Here is a 23,919-nt window from a genome sequence, read left to right as displayed (position 1 = left end):
TCGAAAAAAACGAAATCTTCACTCTCTCTACTCTCAAGCGAGGGACTCTATTCGTCTAACGAATTTTCCGGAACCTAAGGAAAGAAATTGTTCAGCATTCTAAAAGAAAAGAAAAAGTTATTCTTAACACTTTTGTTGATTTGGACCCTGGCAGCGATCTATATCTATCCCAGAAGATTCCAAATTTTACGTTCCTTCGCTCTTTGGTTGGAACCTCCCGTCTTAAATCCCTCTCTTTCAGCAAAATTGCAGTCCAAGGGAGACGATCTATTATCTGAAAAAGTAGAATACAGACAGATTGAACATTATCTCAGAACGGACCAATTGTCCAGAGCCTGCGTCCGCGCCTATAGAATTGGGAAAGAAGGTACCGGAGATATTTTTAGGATTCCAAGCTGGATGGAAGCAAAACACCAAGGCTGGACCATGGAAAGACTTTCGAATCCGAGCGAGACCAAATTTTCCACAGGAGAAAAACCTGTGGATCCATTCGAATACTGGGAAGAATTCTACCAGATCCCTCTGGAAGCTTTAGATTATTATAAAAGAGCCTTAAACTATAATCCCTTTGACGGATACAATTCTCCACCGACTCAAGGCTCCCTAGGAAAAGACAAACCGGAAATCGCAGGCAAAAGTTTATTAGAGAAGATCAGGATTTCTTCTTTTGCTTCTTGTCGTCCGGAAGAAGCGATACTCGCTCATTTCCAAGCAATCCAAAGAATAGAAGAACTAGTATTCGAAAAATTGAAAGAAGTAAAGCCTCCGTCTATTCCTTGGTGGAAACGTATCCTGAATTTTTTCAGTTTCAGTTGTAATAAGGAAGAAGAACAGAATGTAACGGAAGATCTTCCCAAAGAGATCCGAATCTGGAAAAAGATCACAGAGTCTCAATCTTCTCCTATTGTATTTTCCGAAGATTATCCGGATACAACTACATTAACCGCGAATAAATATAAAACACTTCTAATGAAAACATTAGAGTTGCTCAGACTTAGAACGGATGAATCTCATCCATCACTTTCGCCGGAAGAATCAGTCTCCTTATTCACAAGAGTTCTATATTTTTCCTGTTCCACAAGAGCCATTCCTGCTGAGGCAAAATATTGGGGAGCAAGTGCAATCGCTGCGATCCCTTGTGAGGCTTCAGATACGGAAGGAGCGAAGGTATTTTATTCCAACTTGAACCGAAATGCTCAACTATTCTATAAATTAGGAGATAGAGATTCCAATTATAGAAAAAAAGCAAAGGATATGTTCGAGGCAGTGTATAAGTCTTCCGCAACCGATCTTGGCACAAGATTCCAAGCTAAACTAATGAGAGTCAGATGTTTATTGCATGAATCCGATTTTGACCAAGCACTCAAAGAATTGGATGCTTTAGATACGGAAGTCTACACGGTAGATCCAAATTATCGCAATGATAAGTCCGGTTACGACGACCTGATCGAAGATAAAAAGAAACTATTGCAGTACACACTTCGTCGAAAAGGAAGATACGAAGAAGCAGACGATATTTTCGATGAAAAGAATTAAATACTTCGATTATAATGCGACCCATCCTCCAATTCCAGGTTTATTAACTAAGATCTTAGAAGAATACGAGGAAGACTTTTTTAATCCCTCCGGGCCTACTCGCTTTTCGTTAGCAAGGCAGGGTAAGATTGAAGAAGCTAGGAAAGTTTTAGCAAAACTCACTGGAAAAGATCCGAAAGGATTTGTTTTCGTATCCTCAGGAACGGAAGCGGATTATTCTTTAATTTACTTTGCAAAACAATCCATCAAAACAACCGCATATCTTTCTCCTTTCGAACATGCCGCCATGTATTCTTCCTTTAGAAGTTTAGGAATTCCTTATAAAGTTTTGGGCACAGATAAATCGGGACTTGTTTCAATTTCAGAATTAGAGTCTCATCTGAAGAATGAGCCGGGTCCTGTGTTTATCCTACACGCAGGCAATGAAACAGGAGTCATCCAACCGATCGAAGAATTAGCCGAAGTTTCCGCTAAATATGGAATGCCTTTTTATTCCGATTTAATCCAGTCATTCTCAAAAATTCCTGTGCCATTTTCAGTTCTAAACGGATTCACATTCTCCGGTCATAAAATCGGCGGAGGACTCGGCTCTTCCGTTCTATGGTTCGATCCGAAACATCTTCCGGAAGGTGGAGTGTTCCAGGGTGGAAATCAGGAGAACGGACATAGGGCCGGAACGGAAAATTCTCCTTCTATTTTAGCCTTGGCAGAAGCTGCAAAGATCCAGTTTGCTGAAATGGAGAATAAGAACAAAAGATTAGAATATTATAGAAATAAGATAGAATCCAAACTCAAAAGTTTAGGTGCGGAAATTGTAGCGGAGAATTCAGCAAGGCTATTCTCCACAACGTTTGCATTGCTTCCTTTGGACGATCTTGACTTTTTTATGATGGGAATGGAAGAGAAAGGATTTGCAGTTTCCACAGGATCTTCTTGCAAATCCAGGTCCAGAGAAGCAGCGCCTTCTCTTTTAGCAATGGGTTATACCAATGAAGAAGCTCTCAGAGCGATCCGAATTTCCACTGGATTATATACAACAGAAGAAGAAGTAGATTCTCTCTTAATTGCTCTGGAAGAAACAATTCTTTCTATCAGATAATAACATGTTTCAAAAATTTAAGCACGCAAATGCGGTCGGAGTCTATTTTCCTATCGTAGATGCCATTTCTTCTGCGTATCTGTCCGTCATACCGGCAACATAATCGCATACACATCTTTCGAGGCCTTCTTTTTCGATCCTTCTCTTGTAGGTTTCTGGAATTGAGTCAGGCTGTTTTCTGAAATGGAAAAATAATGTTTCTATAATATCTCTCCCTCTATCGCTTGTAACTATTACGGAAGGATGTCTATACAATGTTTTGTATAAAAAGGATTTTAATTCCCGGACCTTCTCCCCATAAGCGGGCTCGTACGTTGCGATCCTTTTTCCATCTTGGTAGGCAAGATTCAAATCATTTCGATCCGAAATTTTCCAATCGGAGATCCTCGATTCAATAGTTCTGATCATATTAGAAACCATACTATTGGTCAGTTCTCTGATTACAGTTCGAACGAATACTTTTCCAGCTAGTTTTGGAAATTTACCTTTCAATATTTCAGAAGTTTCTGCCCAAAGGGACAGTGAATTCAGATCTTCCGCTTTTAGATATCCCATTTCTAATCCATCATCTATATCATGACTAGTATACGCGATCTCATCCGCTACATCCGCACATTGTGCTTCTAAACTCGGGCCTTCTTCTTTTCTTTCCTTTCCAAAATTGGAACCGCCATATTCCGCTCCGTGTTTCATCATACCTTTTATGGTCTCTTTGGAAAGATTTAATCCAGGGAATTCCGGATAACGTGTTTCCAACATTGTAACGATCCTCACCGATTGTTTGTTATGTTCGAATCCACCGAATTCGCCCATCAAATCGGAAAGCATATCTTGGCCTGCATGTCCGAAAGGCGTATGGCCTAGGTCATGAGCGAGTGCGATCGTTTCTGCAAGTAAAGAATTGAGTCCTAATGCGGAAGCGATCGTTCTAGAAATCCCTGCAACTTCTAAAGTATGAGTGAGGCGATTGCGATAATTTTCCCCTACTGAGTAAACGAACACTTGGGTTTTATATTGTAATCTTTTGAATGCGCTGGAGTGAACTACCCTGTCTCTATCTCTTTGGAAAGGAATACGGTACGGGTGTTCTTCTTCTTTGTATTCTCTTCCTCCAGTTTCGTCCTGTAAAACTGCGTAGCTTGCTAATAGAGAATTTTCGGCTTGGATAATTTGGTTTCTGTCTTTTTGCACCTGAAACCAATTTGGAACCTAAAAAGACTTAAAAGCAAGCCAAACAAATCTAGTTTTTCGGTTCCAATTTGCTCTGGATAAGTTTCACTGGTGCAATTCTACTCGGAATAGATAGAAGCATTCATGGATCTAGTTAATATCCCGGACTTAGTAAATTTTTTTTCCCGCTTTGGAAATGAGTTCTCTTACCTAGCAGTTTTCTCTACCCTTATTCTATGCGGTTTCGGTCTTCCGATCCCTGAGGATATCTCCCTGGTTTCCGGAGGAGTTTTAGCTGGTTTAGGCTACGCAAATGAACATGTAATGTTCGGAGTAGGAATGGCTGGAGTTCTTGTAGGAGACGGTTCCGTATTTTTACTCGGAAGGGTTTTTGGAGAGAAGGTACTACAAATTCCTTTTATCGCCAAATTTTTAACCCCGGAAAGATTTTCCAAAGTTCAGGAGAAATTTTCCCAATACGGAAATTGGGTTGTATTCATGGCTAGGTTCATGCCAGGTCTTAGGATGCCAATCTATCTAACTGCCGGGACTTCGGATCGAATTTCCTTCTTTAGATTTTTGTTTTTGGATATGTTCGCTGCGGCGATCTCTGTTCCGATCTGGGTTTATCTTGGTCACTATGGTGCAAAAAATTTGGACCAGCTCAGTAACTTAGTCCACCAAGGCCAAATTACAGTCTTTGCATTATTAGGAATTCTTGTATTAGCCCTTGTTCTATATTTCACGATCAAAAAGAAACGTTCCGGGAAATAATACTTTTACTCGACATAATTTTATGAATCTATACAGTTTGGTTAGATATGGATGTTCTAACCCAACCTGTGTTGGTGCTGAACGCGACCTATGTCCCGGTTGCGATCCGGACCGTTAAAGACGCCGTTATCCTTCTTATTCTTAGAAAAGCAGAACTCATTAAAGACGAAAAAGGCCTATTTATCAGGTCTGAAAAGCTTAAGTTATCCACTCCACGAATTATTCTACTCACAGACTATTACAAGGTCCCTAAACGTAAGCATAAGCTCTCTAGAGAAAATATATTCCTGCGAGATGATCATGAATGCGTCTACTGCAGGCGTAAACTTCCTTCTTCCAAACTTACCTTAGATCATGTGATCCCTAAAAGTCGTTGGGAAGAGATCCCTCGGGAAAAAAAACCGAAGGATTATCATACCTGGGAAAACCTGGTCACAGCTTGCCGGGACTGCAATACCAGAAAAGGAAACAAACTTCTCCAAGAACTCAAGTGGGAGATCCCTGAAAATCGGTCGACAAACAAGAGACGTTTTCCACAATTTTCAGTATCCACCCAATTGGTCGAAAAATTCGGCTGGGCGGATTATATACACAGCTAAATGAATCTTTTTTTATCCAGAAGAATATGTATATTCTTCTCTAATCTACTACTCATCCTTTCCTTAGTATCTTGTTATAATTATTCCACAAATCGGATCGTAACGACGCCGCCTACTTTGGTGGGAATCACTTTGATCGGTACTGGAGTTTACGAACTCAGATTGAGGGCCGGAAATCCGGAAGCATTTTTTAGCGGTTATACTTTGTATACAGGAAGTACTGCGGACGCATCTAGGAATCCTGCAGATTTTTCTTCCGGAAAAGCATGTGAACTTCCTTTGAATATGCTTCCAAACCAACCAAAAGAATATTCAATAGAAGTAAATCCGACTGCCGGTCCACTCGCAGTTCCTGGCGCTGGAGAAAATACGAACAGAGTCTGTAAGATTGTGGCTACTTTAAATTCAGGGGATTACGTAACTCTTAGATCTTCAGTGATCTCTTTGGATCTGAATAGTGGAACAAAAGATATCTATGTATTCTCTATGCCTTCGAATACATTACAAGTCCCTTAATCTTTAAACCATACGCTTATCTTTTTAAGAGTGCTCTCAGTATCTTCTTTCCAGATACTTTTGGGAAATTTTTCCAAAAACTCTTCCAATTCTTTTTTAGCGGTTTCTAATTCTTCTCTTAAACGTAGAAGTGCCGGATTATCTTCTTTCTTTAAGTATACCGGATTTCCGTCAGTGAACTGAAAATATTTTTCGATCGCTTGGGCAGCTTTTTGTTTAGCGAGCTTATAAAATTGAAATCCTTCCGGATCTTCTTTAGAATTTTCTAAAATTACAAAAGAATCGTTTTGGAGAGAAGATAACAAAACATCCCTTAATTGGACCAATTCCTTAAACAAAAGATCCGTTTCATATTCTCCGGAATCCGGATGATATTTACGAGAAAGTTCCCGGAATCTGCTCCGGACTAGATTTGCGTCGAATTTTTTGGGGAGTCCGTAAAAGTCCAGGGCACGGCTCAGCAGGTCCCCGTCTTCCAACCTAACTTCCTATGAGCTAGGAATTTTTTGAGTTGGATCTTGGATTGAACCAAGTTCAACTCTTTGCGATATTCCTGCAGAATGATCTCCATCTTTTCCCCTACTTGGGAATTCAAATCCCTGGACTCCTCCAATTTTTGGAAGATCGTATCGGAGAGTCGAATAATTTCCAGAGTTTGAGGAGAAGATTCTTCTAATTGTTCGATCTTACGGTCCAGTCGTTTCATCTTTTCGACTAGATCTGAATTTTGGATTTCCAGCTTGGCAGTGCCTTCTCCGTCTCCAAAACCCAAGATTTGCAACTGGCGTTTTTGGAGTTCTATCAGTTTATCCAAAAAGGAAATTTTCTCCTCGTAATAAGAGAAAAGTTTTTCTTCCGTAGAATTTAGATTTTTAGGAACCCTACCCGCCATTAAAAGTCCTAACCTTGGAGAGAGAGTCCAGTACCTCTCGAACCGGCAGCAGGCATTGGAACCACGGAAGAAGTTTTTTCCTTCTTCTCAATTTCTTCCCAAGCAAGTTTTAGATCTTCCAGGTATTTGATAATTTCGGAAAGGATCTCACTGTCCTTCTTCATATTGGCTTCTAATAAGCGCTTTTTAATATAAACATAAATTCCAAGAAGGTTGTTTGCAACCTCTCCGCCGTTCTCCATGTTAAGAGCAAGCATCAGTTCAGTCACAATTTCTTGGGCTTTTAGGATATTATTGTTCACCACGTCGTACTTGCGGGGTGTATTATTCTCGATGGCAACGTTCAGGAAGCGAATTGCCCCTTCATATAACATCACGATAAGCCGGCCCTGACTCACAGTAGAAATTTCATTGGATTTATACTGTTCGACGGACGCCGTCGATTTTCTAGCAAGTGACATGTGTCTCTCCTGAAATACTTTTCGACAAAATTCCGGACCGCCTTAACGTGGACTGGTAATTCTTATCGTATCGGATGCGAAAATTCTTGGCAAGTCTGATTCCCAAACCCAGAAAAAAGCTTGTCTTTTTGGCCTCTGGGCGGGGGAGCAACCTGAAAGCTGTCCTTCAGGTGATCCAAAAGGGAAAAATTCCCGGAAATCCTGCATTTTTAGTCACAGACAACCCTGAGGCAGGTTCTATACAGATTGCTGCTAGCCATAATGTGCCGGCCAAAATTTTAGACTGGAAGTCTTATTCCAAAAAAGAAGAATACCATCTGGATCTTCTCCGTACCCTGGAAGAAATCTCCCCGGATCTGATCGTGGCCTGCGGGTACATGAGAATTCTAAAACCGGAAATCATCCGAGCCTTTCAAAATAGGATCATCAATATACACCCTTCTCTTCTTCCCTCCTTTACCGGTCTGCATGCTCAGAAACAGGCATTCGATTATGGGGTCAAGTTCGCGGGTTGCACCGCTCATTTTGTGGATGAAGGTGTGGATTCTGGTCCTATTATTTTGCAAGGAGTTGTTAAAATCGAGGAAGGAATGACCGAAAGAGAATTGACTCTTGCCATTCTCAAAGAGGAACATAAAATCCTGCCCCTCGCGGTTAAATACTTCTGCGAAGATCGGCTCTTCATCAAAGACAGGAAGGTCTCAATCCTCTAGCATGGTCAAAATCACTCGTGCCCTTATTTCAGTTAGCGACAAAACAGGACTTATCGGATTCGCTAAGTACCTCGAATCCAAAGGAGTGGAAATCATTTCCACTGGCGGAACCCTCAAAACACTCACAGAAAACGGAATCAAAGCGATCGCAATAGACGATTATACCGGGTTTCCGGAAATTTTGGACGGAAGAGTAAAAACTCTCCACCCTAAAGTCCACGGAGGACTCTTGGGTGTGATCTCCAAACCGGAACACAAACAGAAGATGGAAGAATTAAAAATTCCTAAAATCGATCTGGTAGTTGTGAACTTATATCCGTTCGTGCAAACTGTTTCTAAACCTGGGGTCCATCTGGACGAAGCGATCGAAAATATCGATATAGGCGGACCTTCTATGATCCGCTCCGCTAGTAAGAACTATAGACATACGATAGTAGTTACGGATCCGAACGATTATAAAACGGTTGAAGAATCCATGAAGGTAAACGATGGTTCCGTGGACGCGGATACTTCTTTCCTCCTGATGAGAAAAGCGTTCTCTCATACTGCGATGTATGATACTGCAATTTCTTCTTGGTTCAATAAGCTTGCCGGGGAGAAGTTCCCGGACATTCTAAATCTTTCCTTCACTAAAAAACAAAAACTCAGATACGGAGAGAACCCTCACCAGGGAGCCGCATTCTACGAGCCTTTGTTTACAAAGAGTGAATTTTCTCCTCTTCAAGGAAAAGAATTATCTTTTAATAATATGTTGGATTTTGACGCGGCATTCCATATTTCCGCGCTTCTTCCTGATAATACGGTTTGTATCATCAAACATTTGAATCCTTGTGGGATCGCATATGCAGACGATATATTAGAAGCATTCCGTTTGGCAAAAAGAACGGATCCTATTTCCGCGTTCGGTGGGATCATTGGGATCAAAGGAACAGTCACAGGAGAATTAGCCGTCCTAATCGGAGAAACTTTCGTAGAGGGTGTGATCGCTCAGAAATTCGAACCTGCGGCTTTGGAATATTTTTCTAAAAAGCCGAATGTTCGTCTGATAGAGATCGCAGATTTCCAAGAAGCATTGGATGAAATGGATTTGAGACCGATTCATCACGGAATTCTTCTGCAAGATAGAGATTATGCAACCATCACAGAAAAAGATCTGAAGATCGTTTCTAAAAAACAGCCTACGGAAGAAGATATTCGCGGTCTGATGTTTGCTTGGTCTACTGTAAAATTTATCAAGTCCAACGCGATTGTTTATACGGAAGAGAACGCAACCTTAGGAATTGGTGCAGGACAAATGTCCAGAGTGGATTCGGTTCAACTAGGAGCGACCAAGGCTCTAAACGTTGGACTTTCCGTTGTAGGTTCTTATGTTGCGAGTGATGCGTTCTTCCCTTTCAGAGATGGAATTGATGCGATCGCAAAAGTAGGAGCAAAAGCAATCATCCAACCCGGAGGTTCTATCCGGGACGAAGAAGTGATCAAGGCAGCTGATGAGCATGGGCTGATCATGGTGTTCACCGGCATGAGGCATTTTAGACATTAAGATGGAATTCTTTCTCTACCTAATCTATTTAGTTATCACATTAGTAGTTGTTTCCTTAGGAGACTATTATTTCCGACTTCTTTACTTAAGCGGAAAGGATACTTTCGAAAAACAAGAACTGACTGATTGGGCGAGAATTATTCCTTCTAAGATCGTTTCTATTTTTGAATCAGCGGGAAGTCTTCAATATGGACTTCTCGCATTCGGGCTCTCTGCATTCTTTGCGTATGTCTGGACACTAACCGGGGGACTTATCGGTTCTCCTCATTATACGGATTCTTTTGGAAATTATTTCTTTCTATCCTTTATCATGCCGGTGCTTGTACTTGCATTTTACTCTTTTATTTCTTCCGAAGTTTTAAGAGCGGCCAGGATCTCTCGAAACAGTGGATCCTTTCTGGCAAGACTTCTAAACCAAGAAATTCCCTTACTTTCCGGGATCTTTATCTCTGTGATCGCCTCGAATCTAGCGGTTTACGGCCTCTACCATGAGATTTCCTTTTTATTCGTTCTTCCGAATGTTCTGATCCTTTTGGTCCTTCTGATCTTAAGATGGAACGGAAAGGTAAAATTCGGGGGAATTCGCGTGGACAGAGAGGAAGAAGACCTGGAGGATTTGGGGGAAGATTCCTAATTCTTGTTTGGTTTTCTGCCGATAGTTAAAGAATGAAAGGGCAATCCATCTTCCTGTTCTTATTCTCCCTACTCCTTCCTTGGAGTTCCGTATTTTCTCAGTTTCCGGGAGATAATTCCAGAAATAACGGCTCCAAACCCACCTTAGACGGATTTGCGGAAGTCTCTTGGGAAGCATCCTATGCCCAAGTTAGAGACAAGTTTTTATCCTTAGCAGCAAATCCTCAAAGTGAGGAAAAGATTGAAGTAGTTCATGAAGATAAAGAGAAGTCCCTGCTTGTAAGAAGAAATGGGATCTTCTATCTATACCGTTTTTATTCCACTCCTAAGTTGGTGCTGGATTCCCGCCCGAAAGATAAGAACCAACCTCGTCCTGAAAAAGAAACTTCTCCGGATGAAGACGAACATCTAGAGCCTGGTAAACTATTCTCCGTTGGTGTTTCCTTTCGTTATCTTCCAGGAAAAGAAGTTCAGTCCAAACTGGAAAATAAGTATGGAAAGCCTAAAAAAGAGACCCTGGATGATAAGAAGATCGGGGGAGCAGTCATTTGGGAATTAACCGACGAAAGACAGGCGCCTCCAGCAGGCGGATTCATTGTCCAATGGAAGGAAGCTTATAAAAAACAACCTTTTACAAGAAGAGTGGATTATTTCAGTTCCAAGGTAAAGGCCCAGATCGAAAAAGAATATAAAGAGTTCTTCTCTGCTGAAGAAATCAAAACTTTAAGAGATCTGATCCCGTAAGAAATCCTTGACCGAAGGCCCCTAAGGCTACCACTATCCAGAGAGATTCAAAATCTTTCGGAGCAAACCGTGGAATTATATTTAGATACAGCAAATGTGGACGAGATCAAAGAGATCGCGTCCTACGGTCTTTTGGACGGAGTTACTACAAACCCGTCTTTGATCGCTAAATCAGGTCGTAGCTTTAAAGAAGTGATCAAAGAGATCTGTGCAATCGTGCCTGGTCCTGTGAGCGCAGAAGTACTTGCAACCAAACATGAAGATATGTTAAAGGAAGCGGACGAACTTGTAAAGATCGCTCCAAACGTAGTGATTAAAGTTCCTTTAATTCCGGAAGGATTGAAAACAGTAGTAAAACTAACTGAGAAAGGAATTCCTACAAACGTAACTCTTTGTTTTTCCGCACCTCAGGCGCTTCTCGCAGCAAAAGCCGGAGCCACTTATATTTCTCCATTTATCGGTCGTGTAGACGATACTTCCTGGGACGGAATGGAACTTATCTCCGAGATAAGAGAGATCTATGATAACTACGGTTATGAAACTAAAATTTTAGCTGCTTCTATCAGAGGACCAATCCACTTGAAAGAGTCCGCTCTTCGCGGAGCTGATTGTGCTACTATGCCGATCTCTGCTTACCAGCAGTTATTCAAACATCCTCTCACCGATATCGGTTTGGAAAAATTCTTAGAAGACGCTAAGAAACTTAAGTGGTAAGCCGCTTCGCTTAATCGATTTTTCAGGGAAGTTTTTTCTTCCCTGTGAAATCATTCATTAGAATTTCAGATTGTTCTGAAATACAAAATACACTCTGGTGAGAACCATCGTAGTATAGATCGCAAGAGCTTAATGTATTCATATCGGCCGCAGAAGCGCCATATTTGAATGCAAGTTCCCTGACGCGAGGCCACCAGGATTTTTCGAGCCCTAATTCGTAATATCCCTCTCTATATCCTGGATACACTTTCGGCCAAATCAAATAGGCCTTGATCCCTTCCTTCTCCGCGAGTTTTAAGAATTCTTCCACAAAGAAAAATTCGGTCTCCCCTAAGGTAAATCCGGATAGATAAATACTCTTAAGACGAAGTGCATCCTTTTCTAGTTTTTTAGGATTATTGCTCGCACTTGCATAAGCAAGCTGCTCTCCGTTTCCAAGTTCCAAGATCAGATTTTCGTGATTCTGATCCGGTCTATACTGTTTTAGTTTTCCGCCGGTGAACCTGGACCAAAAAAGTTTAAAACCTGGTTTTATCTTTCGAATGCTGAAGAATTTCTCCTTCCAGATTTCTAATTTATCAGAGAAGGAAAAATTTTCCCAATATGTTTCCTTAAATTCTTGGTCCGCTCCCAATCTTAAAAAAGGTTCATAGAATAAACCCTTAGAATCATCAAACCCTTCCGGGCTGATCACATAAAATACGGCCTTAGGTTTAATTCCTGCTTCTATAATTTTACGAAACCAATAGAAGCCGTAAGCAGGAACAGCTTGTGGTCCCGAAAAATTATACACTGTCCAATCGTTCGCAAAAGAAGGAGGAAGTGTTTTAATAGAATATGGATAAGCTCTAGAATCCCCGAACGCCAAAAGCAAATTTTTGTCTTTGAGAGATCCGTCTTTTTGAAGTTTCTCAAATAGATTTCTTCTTTGAGTGTAATAGACAGGATTTCCTTCTTGGTAAAAAGAAGTTTGGAAGAAGTCCAAAAGGAAAATTTTATCCGCAAAGAATAAAACGATCAGAAAGAGTAAAGGAAGATAGATATATTTCTTTTTCATGATATTTCTCAGAATTGTCCGTAAAAGAAATCAGCGTTTCCACTCGGTAGAGCAAGTAAGACCAAGATCCACACGATAGGAAGAAGCGCCGCTTTCCATTGGAACCTAACCTTAAATTTCTCGGGCCATTCTTCTGCTGAATGGAATAAGATCGCGACTAAAAGTGCAAAAATACAAGGTTCCATATTCGGGAAAGAAACTCCATTCGCCCAAATAAATATTCTTTGCACCGCCGCCAGAGCAGAACCGAAATCAGGAGTGAAGAATAATATCCAGGAGATACTATAAATATTCAGAACGAATAAGTATGTGATGGTTCTTTTTACATAAGGGATCTCAGGAAGGATCTTAACCTTCCAATCATTCAATACTCTTTCGATTGAGAGATATAAACCTGTTAGAACTCCCCAAAGAAGATAATTCAAATTGGCACCATGCCAGAGTCCGCCAAGACCAAATGCTACTAGGTAATTAAAACAAGTGCGCAATGTTCCACTTCTAGAACCGCCGAGTGGAATGTATAAATAATCTCTGATCCAAAAGGAGAAGGTCAAATGCCATCTTCTCCAAAAATCTCCGAACCCATTGAAGAAGAACGGAGCCCTGAAGTTTTGAGGAAGAGTAAATCCTAAAAGTTTCCCCATTCCTCTGGCGATATCGGTCAGTCCTGAAAAATCTAAGTAAAGATAGATCGCAAAGAAATAGACTGTACTTAAAAGTGCCGCTCCTGAAAAAGCAGATGTTTCCGCAAATACCTGGAAGATAGATCCGGACATCAAAACGGAAACTACGGACTTTTTGAAAAGACCGATGACCAAGAGCCAAAGCCCATCTACCATATCTTCCTTTTCCATTTTAGGAGAATCGAATTGGGTTGCCACATCGTTAAACCTTAAGATGGGTCCAGCGATCATAACAGGAAAAAGGAAAATATAAGAAGCAAGTTTGAAAAAACCGATTTCCTCTGCGATCGTTCCTTTCTTCTTATCCACTAAAAGGGAAATGAATTGGAATGTATAATAGCTAATCGTTAAAGGAAGAACCACTTCGAATCCAGCCCAGTCCAAAGACTTGGAAAGTATTCCATCTAAGCTGACCTTGTTTTGGAAATCTGGAATTCCTAAAAATATCCCTGCGAGATCCGCGAAAAAATAGAAATATTTAAAAAAGGCTAAATTAAGAACATTGAATCCGATGGAAACCGGTAAGAACCATTTTTTTGCTAAGAAAAACCGTATGAATGCCCAGTTGATCGCCACCACAAGGATGAGATGGAATAAAAACTTCCAGGAGGAGAATGCGTAAAATAACGCAGAACTTAGAATGAGAAAATATTTCTTTAAAGCGTCCGGAAGATTCCAATACACCAGAAATACTAGACAGAAAAAAAATAAAAATTCTAAACTGGTAAAATTCATGGTCTCCAAACTTTAGGATCGAGTAAGACAAACTTACCTTCTCCGATTTTCAATTTTTCCAAAGAAAGTTTTCCGATACGGATCCTTTGCAGATCGATTACTCTTCCGCCGAGTATTGTGAACATTCTGCGGATCTGTCTCTTTCTTCCCTGCTTTAAGATCACTCTGAATTTAGAAGATCCTTCTCCTTTTGTTAAGGATGTAACCTTCTCCGCTTTTAAAAATTCTCCTTCGTCTATAAATCCCTTAGTGAATCTGTCCTTCACTTCCTTGGAATCCAATTCTTCTTCCAACAGGACTTCGTATTCTTTTTCGGAACCTTCGGATGGATGAGTGATCTCTTGGACTAAATTGCCTTGGTCGGATAAAAGAAGAAGTCCCCTGGAATCTAGGTCCAATCTTCCTGCGATAAAAAGTTTTCCATACTTTTTAGGGAGTAATTCAAAAACAGTATTGGAATGAAAACGATCGTTATGGGAGCAAAGAAAACCTTTCGGTTTATTTAATGCGAGGAACACCGCGCCTGTAGGGGGAACTAATTTTTTATTTCCTACCTGAACTAGATCAGATCCTACCCGGATCTTTGTGCTTAGATTTTTTTCGACGACTCCATTGACTTTCACTTTGCCGGAAAGAATCAATTCTTCCACTTTTCTGCGAGAGCCTAGCCCGCAGTCTGCCAGGAATCGATTGATCCGGATCTCTTTGGAGGAATCTTCCCCTGATTTTTCTTTTGCGCCTTTTTCGCCCAAACTTGCCCTCAGTCCCTCCAGATTCGGACACCCGCCTATTTCCGGCTACCCAAAACACTTGACTCTTTTAGGACTCAGACGGAGGCTTTAAGGGTGAATCCTCTAAAAAAGAAGCCCAGATCCAATGCATATCAACCCGCTCCCGAAAAACCGGATTGGTTAAAGGTCAGGCTTCCTTTCCGGGGAAAGGAAAATCCGGTCGATTTCGTCCGCAGTTCCGTAGAGGACGGAAAACTCAATACAGTCTGCGAAAGCGCTTCCTGTCCCAACCTGAATCATTGTTGGTCCAGAAAAACCGCCACCTATATGCTCGCAGGGGATATCTGCACAAGACGTTGTTCTTACTGTGATGTTGCCTTTGGAAAACCGCTTGCGTTAGATCCGGAAGAACCTCTAAGAGTTGCAGAATCCGCAAAGGCATTAGGCCTAAACCACGTAGTTATCACATCAGTAAACAGAGATGACCTATCGGATGGAGGAGCGGCTCATTATAAAAAAACTGTAGAACTGATCCGAGAAAGATTACCTGAATGCAAAATTGAAATCTTAGTTCCGGACTTCAAAATGAGAGAAGAAAACTTAGAGATCGTTTATTCTTCCAAGCCGGACATATTCAATCATAACTTAGAAACAGTAGAGAGATTATTTCCTACTGTAGCTCCCGCCAAAAAATACGAAAGATCTTTGGATGTTCTGGGGCACGCATCGGGAAGAGGACTTTTAACTAAAAGTGGATTGATTCTTGGACTAGGCGAAACTTTAGAAGAAGTTCACCAAACTCTAAAAGATCTCAGATCAGTCGGAGTGCAGATGATTACCCTTGGACAATATCTGCAGCCAACTCCTACACATCTTCCTGTGAGCGAATATATTCGTCCGGAAGTATTCAAAGATCTGAAAGAATTTGGAAAAGCCTTAGGATTCAGAACTGTGTTCTCTGGACCTTTGGTTAGAAGTTCTTATCACGCGGACGAGCAAGTGCCGTGGTTCGAAAATTAAAAAGGTTCAAAGATAAATTTCCGGAGATTCCGGATACCGGAGAGATGAAAAAGATCATCTTCCATTCTATTCTATCTTATCTTTCTAAACAAAATGGTCATGTTTCCAAAATGGAGATCAAAGACGTTTTATTCGATTCTATCAGTTTGATCCCTGGCTTTAGAGTTGAATGGGGAGAGATCCAAAAATTCGGTAAAAGTAAACTGCTCGTGAATTATAAAGATAAGCTTCTAGTTTTAGATCTAGAAGAAATTTCAAACATGATCCTAAGACTCTGGGATCATTACTTAGACACTCATCCTAATCATAAAGCCAGGTAATTTCGCAAGGAGATCACAGATGCTTATAAATAGAAAAACCCGAGCCACCTTTCGGTAACCCGGGATTTTTCCACCTTTAAGCTTGTGCCTGTGGATTAGTTTTCGGATTTAGTTTGGAAGTCGTAGATAACTTCTTTTACATCATCCTGGTTGATCTTCTTAATACCGTCTTCGGTATGGACGATCATTGTACTACCTTGCTGGTCTACGATCGCTCCGATGATGGTAGTTTTGCCATCAGCCAGTACGATTTTTTCCAGTTTCTCGTAGTAGTTTACAAGATCCTTATTGGTTTTCAGGTTTTTAGGAGCGGAAACAAGAACGTTCTTGAATCTTTTTAGCTCGTCAGATTGACGCTTAGCTAATTCTTCTTCGATTTTCTTTCTTTCTGCTTCGTTAGCAGCGTTAGTAGCTTCGTCTACTTTGCCGGACTTAGGATCGATATTCAGTTTTACTAATTTATCGGTAGTATCTTTGTCCAGAGTAACGATAGTTCTGATCTCTTCTTCTTCGGTTTTGGAAACTCCAGCACCAGTTAGTTTAGTAACCGCTTTCGGAATGTCTTTTTCCAAAGTAGCGTCTAGCTTAGTAAGTTCTTTCTCACCGAATTTTTTATCAGGAGCTTTTACTATGGAAGACTCGTCTTTTTCTAAGATAACTTCAGCTTTGTCTAATGAAGCTTTGATCTTTTGCAATTCTGCATTCGCAGAAATCTCTTCAGCAGTTGCACCTTCCAGAGCACGAACTCTTGGGGATACTGCAACGGATCCTTCTAATACTTTTACGACAGATCTGTCGTTTTTAGTACGATCCACAACGAAAGAAGTTCCTCTAACTCCCGCGATTGCGGTCGGAGTTACTACAGAGAACTGGTCGTCTTTGCTTGCTTTATTTACTTTAGCGAAAACTTTTCCGGAAACTAAGGACAGTCTAGTGTCAGTGTTTCCTTGGGTATTCAAAGCGAGAGCGGAGAATTCCAAGCTAGACTTTTCAGCCAAACGAACAGCTGAACCGTCGGAAAATTGGATATCAACTTTTGCTTTTGCCTTGGTTTCAACTTTGTCCCCTTCTTTCAGGACAGTTCCAAGACTAGCTTTGTCTTCAGTTAAATCAGCGTGTTGGATTTTTGCTTCCCCTACGCTAAATACTACGATTGCCGATGGTTGGCTCTGTTTTGCGTTCGCGGAATCCGCGTTCTCCGCAGGCTTTTTACAAGCTCCGGATGTCAACAGACCGACCATTAGGACGGCTGATGCAACGGAAATGATCTTATTCATACCCCTATCCTTCTTTGATCGAGATTAATCAGAAACCGCGGTGGAGGCAGTCCGATCTATATTGGGTTAACATCTATGGATTTGGGATTTTCAATTTATTTCAATTTTTTTTCCAATTTGGAAGATATTTCCTGAACTAAAATCACCAAAATACAGCTCCCCTGAGGAATCTTGGCCAAATGTGCTGATTAGGAAGTGAGTGCTCCCGAGTACAGTTAGTTTCCTTTTACCTTCTGTTTCGGTAGAGAAACCAAGTAGTTTTCCGGAAACAAAGTCGGCAAAAATGTACCATCCATAGTATTTAGAGAGATTTTTCCCTCTGTAAACATACCCACCAGTGATAGAACGGCCTAAATCATGATCATATTCCAGAATTGGATCGGTTAATCCCGGTTTTTCACATTCCGTCTTAGGTAAAAAGCAGTGAAACCCTTCCTTTATATTCCAACCGTAATTTTTGCCTTTTAGAACCAGATCTACTTCTTCCCACTCGTCCTGTCCTACATCTGCCAGATACAGATCTCCCTTTTTTGTATCGAATGAGAACTTCCAAGGATTTCTAAGTCCATAGGCCCAAATTTCCGGTAAGAAGCCCGGTGAATTTTTATAAGGATTATCTTCCGGAATTTTATAAGGAGGAGCATTGGAATCCAGGTTAGGCGTTATTCGGATCAGAGTTCCTAGATAGGTAGAAGTATTTTGTCCGTGTTTGTAAGGATCTCCACCGGCACCGCCGTCGCCAAAACCAATATATAATTTTCCATCCGGACCAAAACTGAGCTGCCCTGCATTATGATTGGAATAAGGTTGATCCACTCTGAGTAATATCCTCTTACGATCCTGCCAACGAATGACTTTTGAATCATCCCATCGAAATTCTAAAATGAATGTTTGGTCTTTCCCCGCTTCCTTAGAAACAGCATTGATATAAAAGAGTTTATTTTCGGAAAACTTAGGGTGAAATGCAAGGCCAAGTAAACCTTCTTCCGATCTTGTTTCTACGTTTCCCGTAAAATCAGCGATTAGCTTCGATTCTTTATTTGTAAAATTCCAAAGAAGGATTTTTCCTTTCTTCTCCAAGACGACCATCTCGTCTGGAAGGCTGGAATGAAATTGTATATCTGTGATTTCTTTAAATCCGGACGCAACCTGGGTCCAACCGAAAACATATTCTGGTACATTCTCTTTTTTAGGTTTTTGTTTTTTAGTTTTGGCAAGAAGAAGGTCTGCTCTTGCAGAAAGTAACAAGAGTCCCAAAAATAGAGAGAAGGTTAAGATCCTAATGCAAAATCGTCTCATTCTGGCAGAAAAAAATACAGTTTGAAATCTCTCAGTCAAGGATGAAAAAGCCAAAAACTAGCTGCCAAAACTTGCCCACAAACCAGTCTGGAGTTAAGATGAGCACGAGTACCCTTCGCCCCGAATCTTCCATAGCCTTGCTAGAGGAAATGGAAAAAAAATATAAACAGATCCCATTCGAAGCAATTCTGAAGCAGGACATTCTGAGGCAAGGGATCCATTTTCTTCCTGAATCTTTTCAGATAGAGGGGGATTATAAGACCAAGGATTATTTCATCTTCTCCTTTGACCATATTCCACTTGCGGATATGAAAGAAGGCACCGACTCCAAGGCACCAGAAGAGATTAAAATCACTGGCGGTTATTTCGATTTATTACCCACTGTAGTATCTACTCGTAATAATCCGAACTCACCTTATAAAGTGAAACGTATCCCTCCTGGCGAAAAAGATGAAGGAAGACCAGGTCTTTATCTGAACGAAACATTTTTAGGAAAACTGGAATATCCACCTAAGCCTGCTTGGTACAGACACAAAACAAAGTCCGGAAAAATTCCAGGAGAGATCGCACCTGTTATTGAATGGGGATATCTCATCTACTTAACTGTATTCCGCAACTGCCAGTATTTCGGTAAAGACGAAGAATGTGCTTACTGCGATATCAATCATAATTATAGACAACAGAAGAATGCAGGCAGACCTTACACAGGTGTTAAAGACATAGAAGATATTTTAGAAGTTCTATCTTGGATAGATGCGGAAGATGATATCGCAAAAGTTTATACAATCACCGGCGGTTCCGTAATCACTTCTCTCAAAAAGAAGAATGAAATAGATTTTTATTTAGAATACGCACAAGCAATCGAGCAGAAGTTCCCAGGAAGATGGATGGGCAAGATCGTTTCCCAAGCTTGGGAAAATGATGACTGCAAAAAATTCAAAGATGCAGGTATCCAAGTCTATCATCCAAACTACGAAGTCTGGGAACCTGAATTATTCAAAAAAATCTGCCCAGGAAAAGAAGCATACATCGGTAGAGATACTTGGATCAGAAGGATCGTTGATTCAGCGGAAATTTTCGGACCTTCGTATGTGATTCCTAACTTTGTAGGAGGAGTAGAACTTTCTCAGCCTTGGGGATTTGAAACAGTAGCGGAAGCAATTAAGTCTACTGGAGAAGGTTTAGACTTCTTCATGTCCAAGGGGATCATGCCTAGATTTACTGCTTGGTGTCCTGAACCTTATACGACTCTCGGAACACAGGCCGGTCCTCCTCTGGAATATTTCTGTGAATTACTCACAGTCTGGAAGTCTACATTCGAAAAATATAATCTTCCTACACCTCCGGGTTATGGAGAACCAGGACCGGGAAAGGCGGTATTCTCTGTTTCCGCCTTTATGGATGTGATCGGGTACCCGGGAAGGGCTTAGTCCCCTCCTCCTACGCTTGTAGAACGTTGCACTCTTCTCCAGCTATTTGCCCAAGAAGCAAAAGAGTTTTGGTTCCTAGTCTGTAGATAAAGTTTTCCTTTACCTGAAAACTTTGCCACTAGTCCTTCACCGGATAAGAATAGAGATTTTAATCCGCCTACCTTATCTATATGATAATCCAAACTAGGTTCGAATGCCACTATATGTCCTGTGTCTACGATATACATTCCGTCCACATCTACTTGATGAATTGCTCCAAAGCTAGAAAAGAAAAGGTCTCCTGTTCCGGAAACTTTTAGGAAGAATAAACCTTCTCCTGCAAAAAATCCTTTGAAGCCTCCCCATTTGCTGTCTATCACAAGCTCAGTTCCGCCTGCGACATAGGCTCCTCTACTTAAGATCAATTCTTCGTTTTTGAGAGTTCTGTGTTCCAAGTCTCCTTGGGTGGCAGAGGTCAGAAATAATTCTCCATTTCCATTTTCTACGGTGAATGTATTTTGAAAGAAGGACTCACCACTAAACAAAGCTCTTTTTGCAGATGCAAATATTCCACCTTGCGCCTTTGTCTCCATTTTGACCTGAGGAGACATTGCAACCATTGCTCCGGATTCCGCGCGAATGGATTCTCCTGAGCTCATATTCAATTTTAAGATGGGAAAATCAGGTTTTGCTAATATTTCAAATTTCATAGTTTATTCCTTTCTAGGTGGTAATTCGGATCTGAACCAAGCGCCGAGTGTAGGCACATTTCTGGATTGGAGCCAAAGTCTTCCTTTGCCTTTAAATTTGGCGACTAAACCTTCTCCGCCTAAGAAGAATGATTTCCAGCCTCCGAACTTTGTGATCTCGTATTGAAGGCCTTCTTCAAATGCGACTATATGGCCTGTATCTACTATAAATTCACCTTCTACATCCAGGACTTCTATCCCTCCGTAACTGGAGATTAAAACCGGTCCGCTTCCTGAAAGTTTTAAGAAGAATAAAGACTCTCCGCTGAAAAAACCTTTCAGACCTTGGAACTTTGTATCTATATCTATCTCAGGTTTTGATGCGAGGAAGGAACTGGACTGTATAAAAATTGTACCGTTCAATTCCAACTTTTCAATGTCTCCAGGAAGTGTAGGAGCAAGTAAAACTTCTCCGGCTTGTGATGCGGAGAATGTATTCATCCAGAAAGATTCTCCTCCTAAGAAAGCGGCTTTCAAGGATTTGAATAACCCACCTTGTTGTGCTTTGCTAGTTTGCATTTGGATATGAGAGCTCATACTCATCAGAGCTCCCGCTTCCGCCTTAATAGATTCTCCGGAACTTAAATTAACTTTCGCTACGGAATAAGATGGTTTGTATAAAACTTGGATATTCATTTTGATTCCTAATGTTTGTTAAACTGGAAGAAGTTTAGTAAGCCAGCTGATAAATCCGGAAGGCACCCTGGATTGGATCCAAAGAGTTCCGTTACCTGAAAAATTCGCTACCAAACCTTCTCCACCGAGCAAAGTGGATTTCCAATTTCCTCCAGCCTTTCCTACTTTGAATTGTAGAGAATTTTCAAAAGCGACTATATGACCTGTGTCTACAGTATAATTTCCTTCTACTTGAATTGGAATAATAGCACCGTATGAACTTAAGAATACTTTACCTGTTCCTGAAATTTCTAACAAGAACAGACCTTCTCCGCCGAATAGAGAACGAAGACCCCCGAATTTAGAAACAACTTGGATACCAGGGTCGGAAGCTAGATAAGATCCTGATTGTACAAAGATACTTTTTCCATTTAGATCTAGATCAATGATATCTCCAGGAAGATCGGGAGCGAGTCCAATCTCTCCGCCTGAATCAGGAGCAGTATATGTATTGAAGAAGAATGATTCTCCACCGAAAATTTTCCTGGAAAGTGCCGAAAGAAAGCCACTTCCCATTTTGGTTTCCACGCCCATTCTGGAACTCATATACACCATGGCTCCGGCTTCCGATTTAATCGATTGACCGGGACCTAATCTAAGTTTCAATAAGGAGAAGGAAGGTTTATGAGAGATCTGGAATTGCATACGCGGGAAAGTTTGGAAAATATTTTCCGGGGCGTCAATCGATTCCCGGCATCCAGTATTTCTTTCTAGACTTCTTCTTATAGAAATTTAATCCCAATGAAACAAGTTTTGATCACAGGAGCCAATCGAGGAATCGGTTTAGAGCTCGCAAATTTATATTCAGAAAAAGGTTACACCGTTTACGCTGCTTGTAGAAAAAGCTCGGAACCTCTCCGCAGGCTTGGTGTAAAAATTTTTGAAGGTTTAGACCTAACCCAAAGTCATACTTTCGAAACTCTCTCCGGTTTTTTGACCGGGGTCAAGTTAGACATATTCATAAACAACGCAGGTATCCTAATCCCGGATAATTTGGAGAGTGTGGACTTTACAGAACTCGAAACCCAGATCCTGGTAAATGCGATCGGACCTATAAAGTTAAGTCGTCTGCTTCTTCCTAAACTTGGCGCCAACTCCAAACTAATATTTATTACTAGCCGAATGGGGTCTATTGCAGACAATACTTCCGGAGCCTATTACGGATACAGAATGTCCAAAGCCGCTCTGAATGCCGGTGCAGTTAGTCTTGCTCGCGACTTGGCACCTAAAAAAATCTCTGTAGGTATTCTCCACCCTGGGATGGTAGCTACCGAAATGACGGGTAGACAAGGAATTCCACCGAGAGAAGCAGCCGAGGGACTCGCCCATCAGATCGAAAAACTCTCTCTGGAAAGGTCCGGAAGATTCTTTCATCAAAACGGGGAAGAGTTACCATGGTAATTGGATTCTGTCTCCCTAAAACAACACTGTTGTAAAAAAGAGACAGAAGTACAGAAATTTCTTTCAAATTATGTCTAGTAATCTCTGTACCGAGCTATACTGCCCGTCTAAAATCATCTTTTTGCACTGCACCTGGCATGGATATTGCTAATATAGTCCTAAAGGGTTAATTTTTATTGGATCCCATAAGCGTCCAATAGAGGAGAGCCTGGTGCAAAGCGAATGGATTCCGGAATCGAAAGTTTCCGGGGCAGGAAATGATGAATTTCACAGAACATAGAAAAACTCTTAAAGAAACAGTTAGAATTAAGGGGATCGGATTACATTCCGGTAAGGAAGTAAATCTGGTCGGGCACCCTGCTCCTGTTGGAACAGGTATAGTTTTTGAATATAGAAAGGGAGAAGATAAAGCATCCATCCCTGCAGAACTGAGCAATGTTGTAGATACGAGTAACGCTACCACTCTTGGAGACGGACTCCATAGAGTCCAAACCGTTGAGCACCTGATGGCGGCGGTATTTTCCGTAGGAATTACCGACATGGTCTTGGAAATCGACTCAGTAGAAGTTCCGATCATGGATGGATCTTCCCTTCCTTTCCTGGAAGCATTCGAAGGAACAGGTTATACCGAGTTCGAAGAAAGAATCGAACCTATTTATGTAAAAAACCCAATGTGGGTAGTAGACGGGGACAAATACCTTGTGATCCTTCCAAGCGAAACCTGGAAAGTGACCTACACAATCGACTTCCCTCACCCCCTCCTAAAAGGCCAGAATATCACAATCGATCTGGACCGCGACATCCTCAAAAACGAAATTTTACCAGCTAGAACATTTGGATTCTTAAAAGACGTAGAAGCACTCCAAGCAAGAGGACTTGCTATGGGAGGTTCCTTGGACAACGCAATTGTTCTGACTCAAGACGGATATCTAAACGAATCCCTTCGATATGAGAACGAATGTGTCCGACACAAAATTTTGGATCTGGTAGGAGACCTTTCCATCGCAGGAAGACCGATCATCGGACATTATCTGGCCTCCAAGGCGGGACATGCGCTGGACGTTTCCATGGCTAAATTAGTCATGAGCTCCGTAACTGGAAACGAACTGGGCAAATACAAAAGCCGCCGGATCCCACTCTTCAACAGAAAAGCGGCGATGGTCTAATCA

The 23,919-nt window shown here is 41.2% G+C and carries 27 protein-coding genes; 15 read left to right on the top strand and 12 right to left on the bottom strand.

Translation table 11 applies throughout. The annotated features are described in order from the left end of the window. The first annotated feature begins 87 nt into the window (after positions 1 to 87). Positions 88 to 1,536 carry a hypothetical protein gene (locus tag CH352_RS11690; RefSeq protein WP_100707280.1) on the top strand — a complete coding sequence of 483 codons (1,449 nt, stop codon included), beginning with the start codon at positions 88 to 90 and terminating at the stop codon, positions 1,534 to 1,536. Beyond that, positions 1,523 to 2,635 (top strand): cysteine desulfurase family protein, encoded by a 1,113-nt coding sequence (locus CH352_RS11685; protein ID WP_100707279.1) that lies wholly within the window; start codon positions 1,523 to 1,525, stop codon positions 2,633 to 2,635. The genes CH352_RS11690 and CH352_RS11685 overlap by 14 nt, the downstream gene beginning before the upstream one ends. A 42-nt stretch (positions 2,636 to 2,677) precedes the next feature. Here the strand turns inward: CH352_RS11685 and CH352_RS11680 are convergent, their stop codons facing one another. After that, positions 2,678 to 3,805 (bottom strand): deoxyguanosinetriphosphate triphosphohydrolase, encoded by a 1,128-nt coding sequence (locus CH352_RS11680; RefSeq protein ID WP_423789713.1) that lies wholly within the window; start codon positions 3,803 to 3,805, stop codon positions 2,678 to 2,680. A 144-nt stretch (positions 3,806 to 3,949) separates the two neighbouring features. Here CH352_RS11680 and CH352_RS11675 point away from each other — a divergent pair, with 144 nt between their 5' ends. Genes CH352_RS11675 through CH352_RS11665 form a run of 3 tightly spaced genes read left to right on the top strand, consistent with a single transcriptional unit; the run spans position 3,950 to position 5,694 of the window. Then, positions 3,950 to 4,579: a DedA family protein gene (locus tag CH352_RS11675; RefSeq protein ID WP_100707277.1), complete on the top strand. Its 630-nt coding sequence runs from the start codon at positions 3,950 to 3,952 to the stop codon at positions 4,577 to 4,579. Between the two features lie 47 nt (positions 4,580 to 4,626). Further along, positions 4,627 to 5,178, top strand: a complete 552-nt coding sequence (locus CH352_RS11670; RefSeq protein ID WP_100707276.1) for an HNH endonuclease — start codon at positions 4,627 to 4,629, stop codon at positions 5,176 to 5,178. Then, entirely contained in the window at positions 5,179 to 5,694 is a 516-nt protein-coding gene (locus CH352_RS11665; protein ID WP_100707275.1) for an LIC11661 family lipoprotein, read from the top strand. On the opposite strand, the gene CH352_RS11660 is transcribed toward CH352_RS11665, so the two are convergent. Genes CH352_RS11660 through fliS form a run of 3 tightly spaced genes read right to left on the bottom strand, consistent with a single transcriptional unit; the run spans position 5,691 to position 7,047 of the window. After that, positions 5,691 to 6,173, bottom strand: coding sequence for a molecular chaperone DnaJ (locus CH352_RS11660; protein ID WP_100707274.1), 483 nt, complete (start codon positions 6,171 to 6,173; stop codon positions 5,691 to 5,693). The two genes, CH352_RS11665 and CH352_RS11660, sit on opposite strands and share 4 nt — an antisense overlap. Continuing rightward, positions 6,152 to 6,586 (bottom strand): hypothetical protein, encoded by a 435-nt coding sequence (locus CH352_RS11655; RefSeq protein ID WP_100707273.1) that lies wholly within the window; start codon positions 6,584 to 6,586, stop codon positions 6,152 to 6,154. Before CH352_RS11655 ends, CH352_RS11660 begins: the two co-directional genes overlap by 22 nt. An 8-nt stretch (positions 6,587 to 6,594) precedes the next feature. Beyond that, positions 6,595 to 7,047 carry a flagellar export chaperone FliS gene (fliS, locus tag CH352_RS11650; protein WP_100707272.1) on the bottom strand — a complete coding sequence of 151 codons (453 nt, stop codon included), beginning with the start codon at positions 7,045 to 7,047 and terminating at the stop codon, positions 6,595 to 6,597. An 86-nt stretch (positions 7,048 to 7,133) separates the two neighbouring features. Here fliS and purN point away from each other — a divergent pair, with 86 nt between their 5' ends. From purN to fsa, 5 genes are all read left to right on the top strand, one after another. Continuing rightward, positions 7,134 to 7,760, top strand: a complete 627-nt coding sequence (gene purN, locus CH352_RS11645) for a phosphoribosylglycinamide formyltransferase (RefSeq protein WP_100707271.1) — start codon at positions 7,134 to 7,136, stop codon at positions 7,758 to 7,760. 1 nt (position 7,761) lies between these two features. Then, entirely contained in the window at positions 7,762 to 9,303 is a 1,542-nt protein-coding gene (purH, locus tag CH352_RS11640) for a bifunctional phosphoribosylaminoimidazolecarboxamide formyltransferase/IMP cyclohydrolase (RefSeq protein WP_100707270.1), read from the top strand. Between the two features lies 1 nt (position 9,304). Then, positions 9,305 to 9,937 (top strand): hypothetical protein, encoded by a 633-nt coding sequence (locus tag CH352_RS11635; RefSeq protein ID WP_100707269.1) that lies wholly within the window; start codon positions 9,305 to 9,307, stop codon positions 9,935 to 9,937. A 32-nt stretch (positions 9,938 to 9,969) separates the two neighbouring features. Next, positions 9,970 to 10,680, top strand: coding sequence for a hypothetical protein (locus CH352_RS11630; protein ID WP_100707268.1), 711 nt, complete (start codon positions 9,970 to 9,972; stop codon positions 10,678 to 10,680). 69 nt (positions 10,681 to 10,749) lie between these two features. Beyond that, positions 10,750 to 11,394 carry a fructose-6-phosphate aldolase gene (gene fsa / locus CH352_RS11625; protein WP_100707267.1) on the top strand — a complete coding sequence of 215 codons (645 nt, stop codon included), beginning with the start codon at positions 10,750 to 10,752 and terminating at the stop codon, positions 11,392 to 11,394. 22 nt (positions 11,395 to 11,416) lie between these two features. Here the strand turns inward: fsa and CH352_RS11620 are convergent, their stop codons facing one another. From CH352_RS11620 to CH352_RS11610, 3 genes are read right to left on the bottom strand one after another with little or no spacing between them, the layout of a single operon-like run. After that, positions 11,417 to 12,451, bottom strand: coding sequence for a DUF1574 domain-containing protein (locus CH352_RS11620; protein WP_100707266.1), 1,035 nt, complete (start codon positions 12,449 to 12,451; stop codon positions 11,417 to 11,419). Between the two features lie 8 nt (positions 12,452 to 12,459). Further along, positions 12,460 to 13,869 carry an MBOAT family O-acyltransferase gene (locus CH352_RS11615; RefSeq protein ID WP_100707265.1) on the bottom strand — a complete coding sequence of 470 codons (1,410 nt, stop codon included), beginning with the start codon at positions 13,867 to 13,869 and terminating at the stop codon, positions 12,460 to 12,462. Further along, positions 13,866 to 14,621, bottom strand: a complete 756-nt coding sequence (locus CH352_RS11610) for a pseudouridine synthase (protein ID WP_100707264.1) — start codon at positions 14,619 to 14,621, stop codon at positions 13,866 to 13,868. Before CH352_RS11610 ends, CH352_RS11615 begins: the two co-directional genes overlap by 4 nt. 93 nt (positions 14,622 to 14,714) lie before the next feature. Between CH352_RS11610 and lipA the strand changes: the two genes are divergently transcribed. Both lipA and CH352_RS11600 read left to right on the top strand, forming a co-directional pair. Continuing rightward, complete coding sequence (gene lipA / locus CH352_RS11605) at positions 14,715 to 15,620, top strand: lipoyl synthase (RefSeq protein ID WP_100707263.1); 906 nt, start codon at positions 14,715 to 14,717, stop codon at positions 15,618 to 15,620. Between the two features lie 44 nt (positions 15,621 to 15,664). Beyond that, positions 15,665 to 15,940 (top strand): hypothetical protein, encoded by a 276-nt coding sequence (locus CH352_RS11600; RefSeq protein WP_423789706.1) that lies wholly within the window; start codon positions 15,665 to 15,667, stop codon positions 15,938 to 15,940. 95 nt (positions 15,941 to 16,035) lie between these two features. Here CH352_RS11600 and CH352_RS11595 read toward each other — a convergent pair whose 3' ends face one another. Both CH352_RS11595 and CH352_RS11590 read right to left on the bottom strand, forming a co-directional pair. Next, complete coding sequence (locus CH352_RS11595; RefSeq protein WP_100707261.1) at positions 16,036 to 17,217, bottom strand: lipoprotein LipL45; 1,182 nt, start codon at positions 17,215 to 17,217, stop codon at positions 16,036 to 16,038. Between the two features lie 90 nt (positions 17,218 to 17,307). Then, the gene (locus CH352_RS11590; RefSeq protein ID WP_207766694.1) at positions 17,308 to 18,516 is read right to left on the bottom strand and encodes a PQQ-dependent sugar dehydrogenase; all 1,209 of its coding nucleotides are present in this window, start codon (positions 18,514 to 18,516) and stop codon (positions 17,308 to 17,310) included. A 98-nt stretch (positions 18,517 to 18,614) separates the two neighbouring features. Here CH352_RS11590 and CH352_RS11585 point away from each other — a divergent pair, with 98 nt between their 5' ends. Next, a complete protein-coding gene (locus CH352_RS11585) occupies positions 18,615 to 19,946 on the top strand; it encodes a radical SAM protein (protein WP_100707259.1) in 1,332 nt (443 codons plus the stop codon). Here the strand turns inward: CH352_RS11585 and CH352_RS11580 are convergent. The 3 genes from CH352_RS11580 to CH352_RS11570 are packed head-to-tail and all read right to left on the bottom strand — an operon-like array spanning position 19,943 to position 21,994. Continuing rightward, a complete protein-coding gene (locus tag CH352_RS11580) occupies positions 19,943 to 20,635 on the bottom strand; it encodes a TIGR00266 family protein (protein ID WP_100707258.1) in 693 nt (230 codons plus the stop codon). The genes CH352_RS11585 and CH352_RS11580 overlap by 4 nt on opposite strands. A 3-nt stretch (positions 20,636 to 20,638) precedes the next feature. Continuing rightward, the gene (locus tag CH352_RS11575; protein ID WP_100707257.1) at positions 20,639 to 21,310 is read right to left on the bottom strand and encodes a TIGR00266 family protein; all 672 of its coding nucleotides are present in this window, start codon (positions 21,308 to 21,310) and stop codon (positions 20,639 to 20,641) included. 18 nt (positions 21,311 to 21,328) lie between these two features. Beyond that, positions 21,329 to 21,994: a TIGR00266 family protein gene (locus CH352_RS11570; protein ID WP_165780189.1), complete on the bottom strand. Its 666-nt coding sequence runs from the start codon at positions 21,992 to 21,994 to the stop codon at positions 21,329 to 21,331. A gap of 90 nt (positions 21,995 to 22,084) precedes the next feature. On the opposite strand from CH352_RS11570, the gene CH352_RS11565 reads away from it, so the two are divergent. Together CH352_RS11565 and lpxC are read left to right on the top strand one after the other, a co-directional pair. Further along, positions 22,085 to 22,750 carry an SDR family oxidoreductase gene (locus tag CH352_RS11565; protein ID WP_207766699.1) on the top strand — a complete coding sequence of 222 codons (666 nt, stop codon included), beginning with the start codon at positions 22,085 to 22,087 and terminating at the stop codon, positions 22,748 to 22,750. Positions 22,751 to 23,010: 260 nt separating this feature from the next. Next, on the top strand, positions 23,011 to 23,916 hold the full coding sequence (gene lpxC, locus CH352_RS11560) for a UDP-3-O-acyl-N-acetylglucosamine deacetylase (RefSeq protein WP_100707254.1): 906 nt from the start codon (positions 23,011 to 23,013) through the stop codon (positions 23,914 to 23,916). Positions 23,917 to 23,919 lie beyond the last annotated feature (3 nt).

This window comes from Leptospira hartskeerlii (assembly GCF_002811475.1).
Lineage (GTDB): Bacteria > Spirochaetota > Leptospiria > Leptospirales > Leptospiraceae > Leptospira_B > Leptospira_B hartskeerlii.
This window is presented reverse-complemented; position numbering and strand designations above follow the sequence as displayed.